Source organism: Actinomycetes bacterium (assembly GCA_022396035.1).
In the GTDB taxonomy this organism is placed as follows: domain Bacteria; phylum Actinomycetota; class Humimicrobiia; order Humimicrobiales; family Humimicrobiaceae; genus Halolacustris.
On record JAIOXO010000008.1, the window covers coordinates 1 to 16,370 of the forward strand.

Sequence of the window (16,370 nt, forward strand, 5' to 3'; positions counted from 1 at the left end):
GTACTATGCCGCTTTTGGTTTTTTCCTCTGCTTTTTTAACCTTAAGCAGCAGCCTGTCTGCAAGTGGTTTGTAGTTCATGGTTACCTCCTTTAAAAAATATAAACATTTATGCAAAAGTGTAAAAAAAAATTAGCACTCTACCCTACAGACTGCTAATTTAAGATAAAAATACATCAAAAAAGATTAAAAAGCAATATATTTATTAATACAAAATAAGTCTTTAATAAAATCTTTCTAAAAATCCTTTATTTTAAAAAATCTTGGCTGGCAGAACTGGTTACAGATAAATAAAAACTATAAAATTATTGCCTGTAATCATATCAGCCTTGGGGAGCTTATGTTAAAATAAGGGGAAATAGCTTCATGCGGGAAGATTAACCGGTAAATTTGAGAAGGTTGGGATGGATAAAAAAATTTTATTGATAGGAACTCTGGATACCAAGGGAAAAGAGTTCGGGTATCTAAAAGCAAGTATAGAGGCTGCAGGGCTGCAGACCATGGTAATGGATGCAGGGGTATTGGGCCAGCCATCATTTGAGCCGGATATAGGCAGAAGTCAGGTAGCTCGGGCCGGCGGGAAAGATATAGCCAGGCTGATTGAGCAAAAAGACAGGGGAAAATCCATGGAGGCTATGATGGCGGGAGTAGTCAGCATTGCCCGAAAGCTATATGATGAAGAAAAAATTTCAGGAATAATGGGCATGGGCGGGGGCAGCGGAACCAATCTGGCCTGTGCGGCCATGAGGGCATTGCCTTTCGGGTTTCCCAAGCTGGTCATATCCACTCTGGCATCTGGCGACACTGAGCCTTTTATACAGGACAAAGATATAATGATGCTTTTTTCGGTGGCCGATATATTGGGCTTAAACCCTATTATCAGAAAGATTATATCCAATGGGGCAGCAGCTATGGCGGGGATGGTTAAAGCAAACCCGCAGGAAACTGCAGCCGGTAAGCAGCAGAAAGAAAGGGGGCCATTAATATCAGCAACCATGATGGGCACCACTACTGATTGTGTAACTTTTGCTAAAAAAATAATTGAGGATAAAAAGATGGAAATAGTGGCCTTTGCCGCTTCAACCAGCGGGGGAAGGGCTATGGAAAACCTCATTGGCGAGGGACTGGTCCAGGGAGTGTTGGATATTACCACTACCGAGATCATCAACACAGTGGCTGGAGGGATTTTCCCCGCCAGCAGCCACAGGTTTGAAACTGCAGGGCAGTTGGGGTTGCCCCAGGTACTGACCTGCGGAGCTATTGATTTTGTGAATTTCTGGACCGGCCATATACCGGCCGGGTTTGAGTCTAGAAAATTTTACCAGCACAACCCCATAGCAGTGCTGATGCGCACCAACCAGCAGGAAAATATGGAAGCAGGTCGGGTAATGGCCGAAAAATTAAATAGTTCCCGGGGACCGGTAGCATTTTTTATTCCGCTAAAGGGCTTTTCCTCCTATGATATAGAAGGCGGCCCTTTCTATGATCCGGAAGCAGATCAGGCTTTTATAAATTCACTGGAAAAAAACCTAAGGCCTGATATTAAGGTCATTAAGTGCGGCTGCCATATAAATGACAAGCAGTTTGCATCAGATATGGTAGAAGCTCTGGAAGCTATGATGAATGAATAATTTTATGATGAGAAGGAGGAATATTGAGACCGGGTAAAAAATTTAAGAGGGTAGAAATAATTGAAAGGCTAAAAAAAAGAATCGGGGACGGAGTACCGGTAATTGGCGCCGGCAGCAGTTGCGGGCTGGTGGCCAAATGTGCTGAAATCGGGGGCGCAGATTTAATTATTGTTTACAGCACCGGCATATCCAGGCTAAAGGGGTTGCCTACCAGCCATAATTTGGGCCATTCAAATTCGATGACTTTGGATATGGCTGATGAGATCCTTAATGTGGTTAAAGGCACTCCGGTTATATGCGGAATAGAGGCCTGTGATGCTTCCAGCTGGGACCTGGAGTATCTGGTTGATAAATTTATGGATGCCGGTTTTTCAGGTATTATAAATTTTCCCACCATTGGCCTGTTTGAGAACAATACCCTGTGGAGAAATATGAAGGAATCGGTAGGGCTTGGCTTCAGCCGGGAAATTGAGCTGGTAAAAATCGCCAGAAGTAAGGATATATTTACCATGGCTTATGTGTTTACTCCCCAGGAGGCTGAAGATATGGCTAATGCAGGCCTGGATTGTTTGGTACCCCATGCGGGTGGAACAGCAGGGGGGCTTCAGGGATTTGCTACAGTAGATTATAATGAGGGAGCCAGGGTAATTCAGGATATGATTTCTGCTGCCCAAAAGATAAATCCCCAAATAATATGTCTGGCCCATGGAGGACCTTTTGCCCAGCCTGAAGACACTGAACATCTTTACCGCCACACAGATGCTGCTGGATTTGTAGGAGCGTCCAGCATTGAAAGGATACCTATTGAAAATGCAGTAATAGAAGCGGTAAAGAACTTTAAGTCCTATAAGACCGGTAAATAAAGTTTTAGGTTTGACATACTGACTGTAATACAATATTTTATAAGCAAAACTATTTTGTTAATTCAATTAATTAAGCAACATGAATCCTAGAGAAATAGCTCTGAACCAGCTGTGGGGCAATAAGACACCCCGAAAGGCTGTATTTAATCCGGTGTCTTCGATTACTGTAGAACAGATGGAACAGATGGGCTCATTTTTCCCCCAGGCCCATACCCGGGCTAAAGACATGTTTGAACTTTCCCGGGCAAGCTACGAAATCCTTGAGTATGATGCCATAATGCCTTTATTTTCAGTGGTTATTGAATCCTATGCAGTGGGCTGCAAGGTAGACTGGGGGCAGCTGGATAAGATGCCTACGGTGAAGGGAAAATTATGGAGTGGCTACGGGGATATAGAGTTTGATAAAAGCTTTTTAGACAATCATGCCGTAAAAGCAGTACTGGAGTGCATATCTATGCTTAAGGAAAAATATCCCCAGGTCCTTATAGTAGGTAAGGTATTCGGGCCCTGGACCTTGAGCTATCATTTTTTTGGTATTGAAGATTTTCTTATAAAAACCATAACCGATCCCGGTGAGGTAAAGGATATACTCAATAAATTAACCGATATAACTCTCTGGTTTGCGCAAGCCCAGATAGAGGCAGGAGCAGATGCTGTTACCATTGCTGATCATGCAACCCGGGATTTATGCAGCCCCCAGTCATACCGGGATTTTTTGATTCCTGTGCACAGTTATCTGGCTAAAAATATAGAGGTTCCCACTATTCTTCATATTTGCGGAAATACCTCAGACCGCATTGAATATATATGCCAGACCGGTTTAAATTCTTTTCATTTTGAATCCAAAGTAGATGCCTGCCAGGCAGTAGACCTGGCCGGAGGCAGGATAGTCCTTATAGGTAATATCAATAATCCTCAGACACTGCTGTTTGGAACTCCCACAGATGTGGCGGAAAAAGTAGAATATGCCATAGGATGTGGTGTGGATATAATTGGGCCTGAATGTGCGGTGCCCCTAAGGACACCGCTGGAAAATCTAAAGCAAATAGCCAAAACTACCAAGAACCATAAATTAGACTCTAATTAAAGTCCTGGGTAAAAGAAAGTATGTTTTCAATATTTACATCGCCAAAGTATTTTCTAAACAAATTATAGAAATACATCTCTTCCTTATTTCTTAACCTGAACCCGTTATCCAGCTGGCGGTTTTTCTTAAAATCGGCATCACCAATATTTTCTTCAATCTTTTCAGTTAAGGAATCCTGGATTCCTGAACCCTCCCAAAATTTCTCTTTGCCCCTCCAGGCTATCTGATGGGGCAGATACCTTTCTGCTACCTTGCGTAAAACATACTTGGATATGTTTTTAGAGGGCTTAATCTTTTGGTCGGTAGGTATGGTCAGGGCAAAATCTATAAGGCTCTCATCCAACAATGGAAGCCTTACGTTTACATTATGGGCATTGGCTAGCCGGTCTACCCTCTGCAGGGCAGTGTTATGAAGGCTGTTTATAGCCTTAACCAGCCCTTTCTGTATTTTATCTGAAGACTTGTAGTCCAAGAAATAATTATATCCGCCAAAGACTTCATCTCCTCCTTCTCCGGAAAATACAATTTCTGCTTCCGATGAAATCCTGGAGGCTATCATATTGCCCAGCGAGCTTCTGACCAGGGGAGCATCAAAAGATTCCAGATGATATATGACTTCGGGTATAGTATTATAAAGATCATCCAGGTTTAACTGATGTTCAATATGTTCTGTACCCAGAGCTTTGGCTACCACCCTGGAGGCTTCAAGGTCAGGGGAGCCTTCAAAACCTACGGAAAAGGTATATACCTTATCCGTAAATTTCTGTACCAGTGCTGCTACCAGACTGGAGTCCACTCCGCCACTTAACCAGACTCCGATTTCTCCCTTATATCCATCTATTCTTTTTTTTACTGCATCCTGCAGCATACTATCCAGCTTATCTACTATTTCTTTGGTATCAGTCCGGGATAGAAAGTCATAGTCAGCTACTTCTATGCTGTCATATTTCTGGGGCCTGGAATTATTCTTCATTAAGTGGCCAGGAGGAAATTCATTTATCTGGTCTCCGTATTCCAGCAAAGACTTAATTTCTGAAGCAAAAGTGACACTCTGGTCATCATGGACATAATATAATGGTTTTATCCCTATGGTATCACGGGCCAGATAAGTATTATTATCTTCATCTGTAGCCACCAGCGAAAAAGCCCCTTGAAACTGTTTTATAACCGATGGACCCGTCTTGTTGATCAACTGGCTAATCTTTTCTGAATCCGAAAGACTGTTGCTGTTATCTGTACCATGTTTTCGAAACAGCTTATCGATATTGTAAATTCTACCGTCTATCAGCACCTGGGGGTTCTTCTGGGTGGAGTAATTGGATATCATACCCAGGCAATGGCCGTCCTGGGCCAGCAAGGTTTCTTTCCTGACACCCCGGTGGCTGATTTTCTTTAGTAGCTTTTTTACCTGTTCCTGTTGGGGCTTGTGGCCCTCTTTTTTTATTATTCCTGCTATACCGCTCATTTTTTATTATCACCCTTTTATTTTTTAGGGGTTACCCCCTATATATAGACAAAACTATGTGGCAGTTTACCAAATATAGTGGTTTATTACAATTAAGCCAGATTTTGGCCCGGTTTTGCCTTTTTGGATATTTACCCTATAATTCTTAGAAAGTATTGTTAGAGTTAAAATTACAGTTTATGGTAGAAGTAATTGATTTGAAAAATTACCAGGAGTCAGTAACCCGGTTGCTGGGCCGGCTGGATTTTAGCCGGACCCTGGAACAGGTAGATAAAATCCTTATAAAACCCAATCTCCTGGAGGATGTCCCGCCTCCCTGTACCACCCACAAAGATTGCGTGGCCGCGATTATCGAGTACATAAGAAACTGCAGGCCGGGCGCAGAGATAGCGGTAATTGAGGGCTCAGGAGGGTGCGATACGCAAAAAGCATTCAAGGCCCTGGGATATGAGCTGCTTGCAGAAAAGTACGGAATCAGGCTGATAGATGTGGACCGTTGCCAGCTGGTTAAAAAATTTAATGATAATGCCCTGGCTTACCGGCAGATATACCTTCCCCGGATACTTTTTGAAAATTATTATTTTATATCAGTTCCGGTGCTGAAAGCCCATACCATTACCCGGGTAACCTTAAGCTACAAGAATCTGGTAGGCCTGCTTGCCCAAAAACACTATGGGGGCTACTGGCATTACCGCCGAAGTGATGTTCACCGGGTAGGGGTAGAAAAAGCCATATATGATCTCAGCAATTATGTGCCTATAGACCTGGCAATAATTGATGCGGCTACAGGACAGGCAGACAGCCATCTGCGGGGAGGCAAAGCCTGCAGCCCGCCCCACCGGAAGATTGTGGGCGGGCACAGCATTCTGGAAGTGGACCAAGCCGGCTGCCGGCTTTTGGGGGTAGACCCGGAAACAGTAAAGCACCTGTCCCTTATTGAAAAAACTTTAATATAACTTACATATATTACATATACATGCTTTTTTAAGTACAGTATAATAACAGGAAATACCCTGGCGTTTATCTGAAAATAGCTGGAAAGAAAGATAATATGGCTACAGATTTTAAAAAAGTTAGTGCGGTAAAGTGTGACAGTTATCTAAAAACTGATACGGTGGAAGCTTTAAACAGGGTAGTTGGCATGGTGGGCGGGTTCAAAGACATAAGGCCGGATGACAGGGTCCTTATAAAGCCCAACCTGCTGCTGGCAGCCGGTCCGGAGAAGGCGGTAACCACACATCCCAAATTTTTAGAAGCTCTGATTGAGATCCTTGCATCATATACAGATATAAGCAGGATAACTATTGCTGATAGCCCCGGGGCAGGTATCCCTTTTAACCGGGACAACCTGGAGAAAGTGTACCGGATTACGGGGATGATGGAGGTAGCAAAAAACACAGGCTGCCTGCTTAACTTTGACACCAGTTACAGCAGCTGTACCCTGAAGGACGGAAAAGCTATTAAGAAAGTGGATATATTAAACCCGCTGCTTAAAGTGGATAAGATAATTAACCTGTGCAAGTTTAAAACCCATAACCTTACTTCTATGACCGGAGCGGTCAAAAACATGTTTGGAGCAGTGCCGGGCTATACCAAACTGGGCCATCATTTGAGGTTCACACAAATAAAAGCCTTCACCCAGATGCTGGTGGATATTGCCCAATTTTTAAAACCATCCATAAATATAATGGACGGAGTTCTGGGAATGGAAGGCGAAGGCCCGGGGGCAAGGGGCACCCCAAGGCATATAGGCCTTATTCTGGCCAGCAGAGATGCAATGGCTCTGGATGTTATAGCAGCTGGATTTATGGGTCTGAGTCCCGAAACATTTCCCCTGCTCAAACTGGAAGGCATTCCTTCCATACAGGATATTGAAGTTGCAGGTGATGTCGGTGCAGACTACAGGATAGAGGATTTCAGGCTGCCTAAAAACATTGGCCGGCAACAGCTGGTAGACAGCAGTTTTGCCAACCGGCATCTTATGCCATTGGCCAGAAACCTGTTTAATCCCTTCCCGGTGACCAACCGGGAGAAATGCACCCTCTGCGAGGTCTGCCAGGATGTCTGTCCCAACAGTGCCATCACCATAGCCAAAGGCAGGGTAAACTATGATTACAGTAAATGCATAAGGTGTTTCTGCTGCAGCGAGCTATGTCCAGAAGGAGCCATCGATATAAAATATAAATGGCTGGCTGATATCTTAATAAATAAAATAGGCTGGTCAGGAAAATCTGAAAAATAACCTAGGATTTAAAGAAAGAAAATATTTTATTTATAACCCTGCTGTCGGTAAGAATCTTGCTGGAATGAAAATTGGCCATCCAGTGAATCTCCGGCTGACCTAATTCCTTATGAAGCATTAGGGTAGACTTTCTGGAAAAGTAGAAATCAAACCTGGCATTAATCATCAGTATCTGTTGGGGATCCAGGCGGTGGGCAAAAGCTAAGGGGTCGCATAAAAAACACATTTTGGCCAAATCAGGAGAATCCGACTTTAACTTTTCGGTATCAATATCACCATTGCCGGAGGCTTTAAATTGCTTGAGAAAAGCAGGGAAATGACTATAATAGCTGTGGCATTTACTTCTGTTTATTTTTCCATGATCGGCACAGTTTCCCTTTAGTACAAACCTTAAGATTCCATTCCAGTGAATTTGTTCCCAGTGGGCACCCCCTATCAGCAGAACCCCTTTATCTATCCTGGGCTCGTGGGCCATGGTCAAAACCGATACTATACTTCCCATGCTCAGGCCGCATATATGTATTGTGGTAACCGGCCAGTTATGCATTATGTCTATAAGGCGCCTGATGTCCACCACGCATTGGTGAAAGTACTCCATGGTGTCCAGGTCATCATAATATATTAACTCCTTTCCGCTTTGAGAATCTTCGGGGGCCCGGTTAAGGTGAAGGGGTAGATTAGGAAAAGCGCAGGTGTAGCCATGGTTTACCGCCTGTTTTATAAAATGATAGTAATTATCCATCTTGTTTTTTCTGGTAGAAAAGCCATGAAGGAATATAAGCAGCCTGGAAGGCTGTTGCAGCCTATCCGGGGAATAGATCTCACAATATACCCTATCATTTAATTTGTTTCCGGTCACGTAGGGGGACCGGTATTGTAATTTGTAGGTAAAGGCATCCGGAATACCCGGAGTTGGCCTGGTCTCTTTTAGATCAAAGGTCAGCCCGCTATCCTGTTGGTTGTAATCATAAAGTTTCATAACATTATTAAATACACATACTACCAAAAAAGTGCCAGGGGCAGTATATCTTATTTTTTAGCCGGCTTAAATTTATAATAGTTTAAAAAATCCATAATTATTGATCCAGCTGCTGTACAGAGTAAAATTTCAAAACATTTATCATTTTAGCCATAGATGTTATTATAAATATGCATTTAATATTAAACAAACAATAAATAGGGGATGTTTTTATGAACAATAGCCATAATGATAATGGTGCTTTGACCACATTTTTAGGTTTTATGTTAGGCTTTGCCGCCGGGGCGGTAACTGCCATGCTGCTAACCACCAAAACCGGAGAAGAGCTGCGGTCAGATATAAGGAAGATTGCTACAGATATCCGAGATCAGGTAGAAGATAAGACAGGAAAGGCAAAAAACCTTACCAAGAAAAAGTATGAAGAGATACAGAATAACGTTATTGCCAATTATAAGAAGATAAAACAATTAACTGAAAAAGAAGTACAGTTTATTAAGAAACTGATTGCCGAACAGAAGGAAGCTACAAAATAATACCCTTTAAAAGCCCTGCCAGGCGGGGCTTTTTTCATGGTTGTAATATTAGATAGTTAATATATAATAATATCAAAATATGGCTGAAAATTAACAGGTACCATATGAATAAGAAAGTTGCTATTATAAATTACTATAAGTGCAGACCGGAGGAATGCGGATCAGTTTGTAAGGCAGTAAAGGCCTGTACTAAAAAGAGTCTGAAGCAGGAACAGGCAGGGCAACCTCCCCTGATGTGGGGTCTCTGCGGCGGCTGCTTTAAGTGTATAGGTGCCTGCCTGCGGGGGGCTATTGAAAAAAGCAAATAAGGGAGGAAAAATGACAGTAAAAAAAGACAGTTATCCTTTATTGGGTGTGGAATGTGCATCTTGCGTAAAAAAAATTGAGACAGTATTAAAGAAGCAGGATGGAATCATAGAAGCGGTGGTTAATCTGGCTACCGAGAATTTAACTATAGAATATGATGAAGACAAGATAGGCCTTGAAGAGATATCTGAAGTTATAAAAAAAATTGGCTATGAAATGATAACCTGACAGGAGGATTATTTTGCCTAAAACCTATGTAATCATCGGGGCTATAGCAGCCGGCACTTCAGCAGCAGCTAAAATAAGGAGATCCGATGAAGATGCAGAAATTTTGATCTATGATATGGATAAATATATATCCTATGGAACCTGCGGGCTCCCTTATTTTGTATCCGGTACCATAAAGCATATGTCCAGCCTGCTGGTAAACACAGTAGAAAATTTTGAAAAACGGTTTAATCTGAAGGTCTTCAGCCGGCATAAAGTAACTGCTGTAGACACGGACAAGAAAATTGTAAAAGTAAGGGAATTAAGCAGCGGCAAGGAATTTGTTCAAAACTGGGACAAGCTCATTATAACTACCGGCTCCAAGCCTGTCACTCTTAATATGCCGGGGATGGATGCTGAGAATGTCTTTGGATTAAAGACCATTGCAGACAGTCTCAGCTTAAAGAAATACATGGAAAACCTTGATAAGAAAAATCCCCATGCGGTGATAATAGGGGGTGGATTTATTGGACTGGAACTCTTAGAGGCGTTTTTAAAAAGGCAGATGAAGGTAACTATAGTGGAAAAAACAGAGCAGCTTCTGCCCATGTTTGATAAACAGATAATAGAATATCTGCATAATTATCTGGCTGACAGGGGGGTCCGGCTGCTGACTGGTGAGCAGGTGGCAGGGGTGGCCACTAAAGAAGATAAAATTATTTCTGTGGATACCGTTAGCGGCAAGAAATTGCCGGCAGACCTTGTGTTTATGGGAATAGGTACCAGGCCCGAGGTTGGTCTGGCCAAACAGGCGGGCATAGCCCTGGGAAACAGCGGAGCTGTTGCAGTGAATAAGTATATGCAGACCAATGTGGCAGATGTGTATGCAGCCGGTGACTGCTGTGAATGCCTTAATGAAATAACCGGGCAGTGGCACCCATATAATTTGGCCTCCATAGCCAACAGGCAGGGCAGGGTGGCCGGATATAATGCAGCAGGCGGAAAAGATACCTTTAATGGCAGCAATATAACCTCGATTATAAAAGTACTGGATATAGCTATAGCCAAAACTGGCATCAGCTTAAGCGAAGCAAAATCTGAGGGCATAAATGCCGGTAATATAGAGCTGCATTATCTAAACCATGCCGGTTATTACCCGGGAGCCGAGATAATGCATATGATGCTGATCTATGACCGAGACAGCGGCCGTGTGCTGGGAATGGAAGCTATTGGCAGACAGGGAGTGGACAAGAGGGCAGATGTAGTTTCTGTAGCAATAAAAAATGGTATGAAAGCTTGGGAACTGGATAATCTGGACCTGTGCTATCAGCCTGAATACGGTTCAGCCAAGGATCCGATAAATATACTGGGAATGATTGGGGATAATATCAGAAAGAAAGAAGTAGGTTTTATCGACAGCAGTGAGCTTGAGCAACTGAAAAGCCAGGGGCAGGATTTTATACTGCTGGATGTGCGTACCCCAAAGGAATACGGGAAGGAAAATATAGAGGGATCCGTAAATATTTATGTAGACCAGCTGCGGGATAATCTGGACAAATTAGACCGGAACAAGCTGATTATCATTTATTGTCTTACCGGATACCGGGCTTATATTGCTTACCGGATCCTGTACAACAGGGGTTACAGGGTGAAACTGCTGAATGGATCAATTTTAAGCTGGTATAGGAAGATTTAAGAAGGGGTTTTTAACTGATGGTGGAAATTAATGACAAAAAGGTGGCATTTATTGCCTGTGATGTTGTTTATGACGAAGTAAAGGACAGGATACCGGCGGACTGGAATGTGGTTAACCTGGAAAAAAAGCTGCATGAGAGAAGTGATGAGCTCAGGAACAGGTTGCAGCAGGAAATAAATAAATTTCAAAAACATGATGTAATAATCCTGGGTTACGGCTTATGCGGGAAAGGTGTGGAAGGCCTTACTTCGGAAAATACACACCTAGTAGTTTCCAGGTGTGATGACTGCATAGCCATGCTTCTGGGCTCCATAGAAGAGTACAAAAAACAGCATATGCAGGAACCGGGCACCTATTATCTTACCCGCGGCTATTTGGGGGATTCAGATGATTTTTCCATGGAAGGATTCCAGCAGCTCAGAGAAAAGTATGACCAGCAAACCTGGGATTGGATCAGAGGCCAGCTTTTAAAGAATTATAAAAGACTGGTATTTATAAATACCGGAAATTATAAGCCGGACTGTTACCGGGATATAGCTAAGAAGGAAGCCGGGAAACTGGGATTAAGGTTTGAAGAAATAAAGGGAAGCAACCATTATTTTAATAAGTTGGTTAAAGGTGAATTTGACAGTAATTTTTTAGTGCTTGAGCCAGGCCAGAGGTTAAGTCTGGATATGTTTCTTAATGATAATTAGAGAAATTATGAAGAAGACAATAGTTGCTATTTACGGCAGCCCCAGAAAAAGGGGTAATACAGAAAAATTAATGGATAGTTTTTTAGCCGGCACAAAGTCAGGACCGGCAGGGAATAATCTGCATATTGAAAAGGTGGCTGCAGCCAGGCTTAATATTTCTCCCTGCAGGGGTTGCAGGAACTGCAGCCGTACCGGACAGTGCATAATAGAGGATGATATGCAGGATGTATACGGTCTATTGGAGAAAGCGGATTTGGTAGCGGTGGCCAGCCCTATTTTTTTTACTACCGTTTCCGGCTATCTTAAGGCAGTAGTAGACCGGTGCCAGAGGTACTGGTCCTTAAAATATGAACTCAAGCGTCGAATAATACACAAAGAAAGGCAGGGTATATTTTTTTCCTGCGCCGGGTCAGATTCCGATTCAATTTTTGATTGTGCCAGAAAGGTGATCAGATCCTTTTTTGATGTGCTCTATATAAATTATCACTCGGATTATGTTTTTAATCAGATTGACGAGCTGGGAGATATAGACAAACACCCCCGGGCCTTAAACCAGGTCTATGAATGGGGAAAAAGCAAGCAATTTTATGATCTATTAAAGGTTGGTGAAAAATAAGATGAAAAGAATTTTTATGTTATTGGCAATAATATCCATTATGGTACTGGTAGTTGCAGGCTGCAGCAGCCAGCAGGAAACTCAGGCTGAGGCAAGTACCGGTTCCGAAGGTGGTTATAAGAATAATTTTACTCTCCTCAATCTTGAAGGTGAGGAGGTTTCATTATCGGACTATGAAGGAAAATTAGTAGTCCTTAATTTCTGGGCTACCTGGTGCCCTCCCTGTAAAGCTGAAATTCCTGATTTTATAGAAGTTTACAGCCAGTATCAGGATAAGGGGGTCCAGTTCGTGGGAGTATCTAATGAGAGCAAGAGCGAGCTGGTTCCCTTCGTTGAAGACTATGGTATAAATTACCCTATACTCATAGACGGCAGTGTAGATACTATTATGGGAGCATGGGGAATAAGAGCCATCCCTACAACTTATATTCTGGATACTGACGGGACTGTTCTGGCTGATTTTACAGGGCTGCTAACCAAGCAAAAACTAATTGATGAGATAGAAAAGCGGCTATAATGTTACAGATAAGTATAGTATCAGCATTTGTGGCGGGTATCCTGGCTTTTGTTTCTCCCTGTGTGTTGCCCCTGGTACCTGTTTATATCAGTATGATGTCTAATAAGGCAATATATAAGAATAAGAATATAAAGGTATCAGAAAGATTGTACCTGTTTATTAACAGCCTTTTATTTGTAGCCGGGTTCTCGTTGATATTTATATTATTGGGATCCACTGCTACTTTCATCGGTCAGGTCCTGAGGGAGTATTCCAGTATTATAGCTAGAGTGGGCGGAGTTTTTCTTATAATATTCGGCCTGCATTACATGGGGGTATTTAAATTAAAATTCTTGAATATTGAAAAAAGGATTGAACTGCCAACAAGCCTAAAAAGCGGATACCTTTCCTCTTTTCTAATAGGCCTGGTATTCTCTTTTGGCTGGGTACCCTGTGTGGGCTTAATATTATCAGGCATACTTCTGTTGGCCAGCCAGCTGGAAACCCTGCTTCAGGGGATAAGCCTGCTGGCTGCTTTTTCAATAGGGTTGGGTCTCCCCTTTATTTTGGCCTCAATATTTATTGGTTTCTTTTCCCGGATACTTAAAAGGCTTAACCGGCATCTAAACCTGGTATCTATAATAAGTGGTGTATTTTTAATTGCTCTGGGGATAGTTCTTGTAGCTGATGCCATGACTTTAGTAATGGGATGGGTAACCAGGGTATTTCCCTTCTTGAATAGAATTAATTTTTAACGGTTTTTATGGTATTATTTCCCAGAAATAAAAATTTATCAGAGGGAGGGCAAAGTGTCTGTTGATCCGGTGGCTTTTTATATAGGAAATCTTCAAATACGCTGGTATGGCATTATAATTGCAGTAGGCCTTTTACTGGGCATACTGGCTGCTTATATGGTAGCCAGATACCGTAACCGCAAGGAGGAAGAGATTATAAATTTTGCTCCCTTTGCGGTAATTGCTGGAATTATTGGAGCAAGAGTGCTGCATGTGGTTGTAAATTGGTCCTATTATGCTTCCAACCCCAGCTATATTTTTGCTTTCCGGAGAGGCGGATTGGCTATTCAGGGAGTTATGCTGGGGGGGCTGATAGCCCTGGCTATTTTCTGCAGGGTTAGGAAGCTAAGTTTCTGGACCTGGGCAGATATTATAGCTCCTGCCCTGGTACTGGGCCAGGCTATAGGCAGATGGGGAAATTTTTTCAATCAGGAAGCCTTTGGCTTGCCCACCGACCTGCCCTGGGCAATTTATATTGACCCTGCCTACCGTCCTGCCGCATATGCAAGTTCTGAATATTTCCATCCTACATTTTTATATGAGTCCATTGCCAACTTTATACTTTTTGGCATATTGTTACTGCTGCACCGATACTACAAGAAGAGACCCAACCGTTTACCGGACGGCTTAATCATATGTGCTTACTTGGCAATTTATGCCCTGTACCGGACCTTCATTGAGGCCTACAGGGTAGACAGTACTTATTTTGGGCCCATAAAGGTAGTGTATGTATTGAACTTTTTAGCTATTATCGCTGCCATAATAATTGCTAATTACCTGATTACCAGATTTAAGGATAAACAAAAGCAGGAATAGAAATTTATTTCTGGCTGTACAGGCAGCCGCAGTAGTTCTGGCGGTATAAGTTTATTTGCTTGGATAAAAGGATGGTTTTTTTAAAGCCATCCTTTTTTTTAAAGTCTGCTGTATAGAAATCAATATCAAAAGACCTTGCTTCAGCCTTGCCTAGGTTATTTATGGCTTCAGCATTTTTATGGGGACTTACACTTAAGGTAGTTCCATAGATGGTAAAACCAAGCTCCTTTGCTCTACGGGCAGATTCTTTTAACCTCAGCCGGAAACATCTTAGGCACCGGGCCCCACCTTCCGGTTCGTCTTCCAGGCCTTTAGCCGCTTCAAACCAGCGTTCAGGATCATATTTTCCTATAATCAGCGGTATATCATATTTCTGGCTGATAAACTTTATCCCATCCAGTCGTCTTTCATACTCTTCTTCCGGGTGAATATTGGGGTTATAATAGTAAAGAGTCAAATCATAATGGGCCGACAAAAACTGAAAGGGATGCATGGCGCATACGGCGCAGCAAGCATGCATAAGTATTGTTGGTTTGGTAGGCATCTTAATTTATCTTGTATAAATTAACTTTTTTTACTATATTAACAAGAACAAGTTATAAAGGAAATAGCCCATGGATTTAAGTTTTTTAAAGGTTGAAAGTCTGCAGGACCTGGCTTCTGACAAGGAACCCAAACCCACAGCAGGAATACCATTAGCGGTAGAGGAAACGGTGAGAAATATTCTTTCCAGCATAAGAAAGAAAGGCCAGGAAGCAATAATTGACTATGTGGGCAAGCTGGATGGATACCAGCCAAGTAAGTGGTCTGATTTAAAGGTAAACCCTTCCGAAATTGAAGAAGGTTACAAATACACTCAGCAGTATTATCCGGATTTGGTTAAAGCCATGTCAACAGCTGTAGACAATATTACTTATTACCACCGTCAACAGCTTAAAAGGGAGCCCAGTACCTGGTTTATCACCCCCGAAGAAGGAAAGAAGCTGGGACAGCTGGTTAAACCTCTGCGCCGGATAGGCATTTATGTTCCCGGAGGCAGGTACCCTTATCCTTCCTCGGTATTAATGGCGGCCATTCCGGCAAAAATTGCCGGGGTACAGGAAATGGTTGTAGCCAGTCCTCCTTCACCCGGCGGGGCGGCCAATCCGGCCTTACTGTATCTTTGCCGTAAACTGGGTATTGATGAAATTTATAAAATAGGAGGTGCCCAGGCTATTGGACTGTTTGCCTATGGATGTGAAGAGACAGCCAGGGTGGATAAGGTGGTAGGTCCGGGAAATATTTATGTAACCTGCGCCAAGAAAGAGGTATTTGGAGAGGTAGGCATAGACAGTTTGGCCGGTCCCAGTGAAGTAATCATAATTGCAGATGAAAGTGCAGACCACAGGTTTGTGGCTGCTGATTTGTTGTCCCAGGCCGAGCATGATCCCCGGGCAGTTTCCATATTACTTACAACCAGCAGAAAACTGGCAAATTCTGTGATAGATTCTCTGGGGGTTCAGATGGGGCTACTTTCCGAGTATAAGCAGAATTTGGAGACGGCCCATAGTTCACTTAAAAACAACTGTAAAGTTATATTCCACCCGGACATGGACCAACTGATACAGGCATCCAACCAGATTGGTCCGGAACATTTAGAGATAATGTGTAAAAAGCCGGAGGATATCCTTAAACAGATAAGTAATGCCGGAGCAATTTTTCTGGGGAATTATACCCCGGTTGCGGTAGGGGATTATATGGGGGGAACCAATCATATAATACCCACTTCTGCCAATGTCAGGTTTGCTTCTCCCCTGGGAGTTTATGATTTTTTAAAAAAGAGCAGTGTACTTTATTATGACCAACATATGCTGGGCAAAGAAGGAAAGTACATACAGGATTTCTCTGCATTTGAGGGACTGTATGCCCATAACCATTCAGTTAAAATAAGGTTTGAAAAGGATTGA

The 16,370-nt window shown here is 42.6% G+C and carries 19 protein-coding genes; 15 read left to right on the forward strand and 4 right to left on the reverse strand.

The features are described from left to right. Positions 1–79, reverse strand: a 79-nt coding sequence (locus K9H14_03830; protein MCG9479321.1) for a co-chaperone GroES, incomplete at its 3' end; no start/stop codon positions are given. Positions 80–402: 323 nt separating this feature from the next. Here K9H14_03830 and K9H14_03835 point away from each other — a divergent pair. From K9H14_03835 to K9H14_03845, 3 genes are all read left to right on the forward strand, one after another. Further along, a complete protein-coding gene (locus tag K9H14_03835) occupies positions 403–1,629 on the forward strand; it encodes a Tm-1-like ATP-binding domain-containing protein (protein ID MCG9479322.1) in 1,227 nt (408 codons plus the stop codon). A gap of 23 nt (positions 1,630–1,652) precedes the next feature. Then, the gene (locus K9H14_03840) at positions 1,653–2,492 is read left to right on the forward strand and encodes a phosphoenolpyruvate hydrolase family protein (protein ID MCG9479323.1); all 840 of its coding nucleotides are present in this window, start codon (positions 1,653–1,655) and stop codon (positions 2,490–2,492) included. Between the two features lie 79 nt (positions 2,493–2,571). Next, positions 2,572–3,579 (forward strand): MtaA/CmuA family methyltransferase, encoded by a 1,008-nt coding sequence (locus K9H14_03845; GenBank protein ID MCG9479324.1) that lies wholly within the window; start codon positions 2,572–2,574, stop codon positions 3,577–3,579. Here the strand turns inward: K9H14_03845 and K9H14_03850 are convergent. After that, positions 3,572–5,044: a hypothetical protein gene (locus tag K9H14_03850; protein MCG9479325.1), complete on the reverse strand. Its 1,473-nt coding sequence runs from the start codon at positions 5,042–5,044 to the stop codon at positions 3,572–3,574. The genes K9H14_03845 and K9H14_03850 overlap by 8 nt on opposite strands. A gap of 179 nt (positions 5,045–5,223) precedes the next feature. Here K9H14_03850 and K9H14_03855 point away from each other — a divergent pair, with 179 nt between their 5' ends. Next, a complete protein-coding gene (locus K9H14_03855; protein ID MCG9479326.1) occupies positions 5,224–6,000 on the forward strand; it encodes a DUF362 domain-containing protein in 777 nt (258 codons plus the stop codon). Between the two features lie 95 nt (positions 6,001–6,095). Further along, on the forward strand, positions 6,096–7,286 hold the full coding sequence (locus K9H14_03860) for a DUF362 domain-containing protein (GenBank protein ID MCG9479327.1): 1,191 nt from the start codon (positions 6,096–6,098) through the stop codon (positions 7,284–7,286). Position 7,287: 1 nt separating this feature from the next. Here K9H14_03860 and K9H14_03865 read toward each other — a convergent pair whose 3' ends face one another. Continuing rightward, on the reverse strand, positions 7,288–8,265 hold the full coding sequence (locus K9H14_03865) for a lysophospholipase (GenBank protein MCG9479328.1): 978 nt from the start codon (positions 8,263–8,265) through the stop codon (positions 7,288–7,290). A 212-nt stretch (positions 8,266–8,477) separates the two neighbouring features. On the opposite strand from K9H14_03865, the gene K9H14_03870 reads away from it, so the two are divergent. From K9H14_03870 to lgt, 9 genes are all read left to right on the forward strand, one after another. Further along, positions 8,478–8,798 (forward strand): YtxH domain-containing protein, encoded by a 321-nt coding sequence (locus K9H14_03870; GenBank protein MCG9479329.1) that lies wholly within the window; start codon positions 8,478–8,480, stop codon positions 8,796–8,798. Positions 8,799–8,902: 104 nt separating this feature from the next. Beyond that, complete coding sequence (locus K9H14_03875; protein ID MCG9479330.1) at positions 8,903–9,106, forward strand: hypothetical protein; 204 nt, start codon at positions 8,903–8,905, stop codon at positions 9,104–9,106. Between the two features lie 10 nt (positions 9,107–9,116). Beyond that, positions 9,117–9,332, forward strand: coding sequence for a cation transporter (locus K9H14_03880; GenBank protein MCG9479331.1), 216 nt, complete (start codon positions 9,117–9,119; stop codon positions 9,330–9,332). A gap of 13 nt (positions 9,333–9,345) precedes the next feature. Continuing rightward, positions 9,346–11,007 (forward strand): FAD-dependent oxidoreductase, encoded by a 1,662-nt coding sequence (locus tag K9H14_03885; protein ID MCG9479332.1) that lies wholly within the window; start codon positions 9,346–9,348, stop codon positions 11,005–11,007. A 17-nt stretch (positions 11,008–11,024) separates the two neighbouring features. Then, positions 11,025–11,702, forward strand: a complete 678-nt coding sequence (locus tag K9H14_03890) for a DUF1638 domain-containing protein (protein ID MCG9479333.1) — start codon at positions 11,025–11,027, stop codon at positions 11,700–11,702. A gap of 7 nt (positions 11,703–11,709) precedes the next feature. Then, positions 11,710–12,318, forward strand: coding sequence for a flavodoxin family protein (locus K9H14_03895; GenBank protein MCG9479334.1), 609 nt, complete (start codon positions 11,710–11,712; stop codon positions 12,316–12,318). Between the two features lie 16 nt (positions 12,319–12,334). Next, the gene (locus K9H14_03900; protein ID MCG9479335.1) at positions 12,335–12,835 is read left to right on the forward strand and encodes a TlpA family protein disulfide reductase; all 501 of its coding nucleotides are present in this window, start codon (positions 12,335–12,337) and stop codon (positions 12,833–12,835) included. Continuing rightward, a complete protein-coding gene (locus K9H14_03905) occupies positions 12,835–13,569 on the forward strand; it encodes a cytochrome c biogenesis protein CcdA (GenBank protein ID MCG9479336.1) in 735 nt (244 codons plus the stop codon). The genes K9H14_03900 and K9H14_03905 overlap by 1 nt, the downstream gene beginning before the upstream one ends. A gap of 54 nt (positions 13,570–13,623) precedes the next feature. Then, on the forward strand, positions 13,624–14,424 hold the full coding sequence (gene lgt / locus K9H14_03910; protein ID MCG9479337.1) for a prolipoprotein diacylglyceryl transferase: 801 nt from the start codon (positions 13,624–13,626) through the stop codon (positions 14,422–14,424). A gap of 4 nt (positions 14,425–14,428) precedes the next feature. Here lgt and K9H14_03915 read toward each other — a convergent pair whose 3' ends face one another. Further along, positions 14,429–14,968 carry an epoxyqueuosine reductase QueH gene (locus tag K9H14_03915; GenBank protein ID MCG9479338.1) on the reverse strand — a complete coding sequence of 180 codons (540 nt, stop codon included), beginning with the start codon at positions 14,966–14,968 and terminating at the stop codon, positions 14,429–14,431. A 70-nt stretch (positions 14,969–15,038) separates the two neighbouring features. On the opposite strand from K9H14_03915, the gene hisD reads away from it, so the two are divergent. Continuing rightward, positions 15,039–16,370, forward strand: coding sequence for a histidinol dehydrogenase (hisD, locus tag K9H14_03920; GenBank protein ID MCG9479339.1), 1,332 nt, complete (start codon positions 15,039–15,041; stop codon positions 16,368–16,370).

Excerpts from the sequence above, each read along its gene's own strand:
- K9H14_03835 (MCG9479322.1), top strand. The coding sequence starts at position 403 with ATGGATAAAAAAATTTTATTGATAGGAACTCTGGATACCAAGGGAAAA.
- K9H14_03845 (MCG9479324.1), top strand. The coding sequence starts at position 2,572 with ATGAATCCTAGAGAAATAGCTCTGAACCAGCTGTGGGGCAATAAGACA.
- K9H14_03850 (MCG9479325.1), bottom strand. The coding sequence starts at position 5,044 with ATGAGCGGTATAGCAGGAATAATAAAAAAAGAGGGCCACAAGCCCCAA.
- K9H14_03855 (MCG9479326.1), top strand. The coding sequence starts at position 5,224 with ATGGTAGAAGTAATTGATTTGAAAAATTACCAGGAGTCAGTAACCCGG.
- K9H14_03860 (MCG9479327.1), top strand. The coding sequence starts at position 6,096 with ATGGCTACAGATTTTAAAAAAGTTAGTGCGGTAAAGTGTGACAGTTAT.
- K9H14_03865 (MCG9479328.1), bottom strand. The coding sequence starts at position 8,265 with ATGAAACTTTATGATTACAACCAACAGGATAGCGGGCTGACCTTTGAT.
- K9H14_03870 (MCG9479329.1), top strand. The coding sequence starts at position 8,478 with ATGAACAATAGCCATAATGATAATGGTGCTTTGACCACATTTTTAGGT.
- K9H14_03875 (MCG9479330.1), top strand. The coding sequence starts at position 8,903 with ATGAATAAGAAAGTTGCTATTATAAATTACTATAAGTGCAGACCGGAG.
- K9H14_03880 (MCG9479331.1), top strand. The coding sequence starts at position 9,117 with ATGACAGTAAAAAAAGACAGTTATCCTTTATTGGGTGTGGAATGTGCA.
- K9H14_03890 (MCG9479333.1), top strand. The coding sequence starts at position 11,025 with ATGGTGGAAATTAATGACAAAAAGGTGGCATTTATTGCCTGTGATGTT.
- K9H14_03895 (MCG9479334.1), top strand. The coding sequence starts at position 11,710 with ATGAAGAAGACAATAGTTGCTATTTACGGCAGCCCCAGAAAAAGGGGT.
- K9H14_03900 (MCG9479335.1), top strand. The coding sequence starts at position 12,335 with ATGTTATTGGCAATAATATCCATTATGGTACTGGTAGTTGCAGGCTGC.
- K9H14_03905 (MCG9479336.1), top strand. The coding sequence starts at position 12,835 with ATGTTACAGATAAGTATAGTATCAGCATTTGTGGCGGGTATCCTGGCT.
- K9H14_03915 (MCG9479338.1), bottom strand. The coding sequence starts at position 14,968 with ATGCCTACCAAACCAACAATACTTATGCATGCTTGCTGCGCCGTATGC.
- hisD (MCG9479339.1), top strand. The coding sequence starts at position 15,039 with ATGGATTTAAGTTTTTTAAAGGTTGAAAGTCTGCAGGACCTGGCTTCT.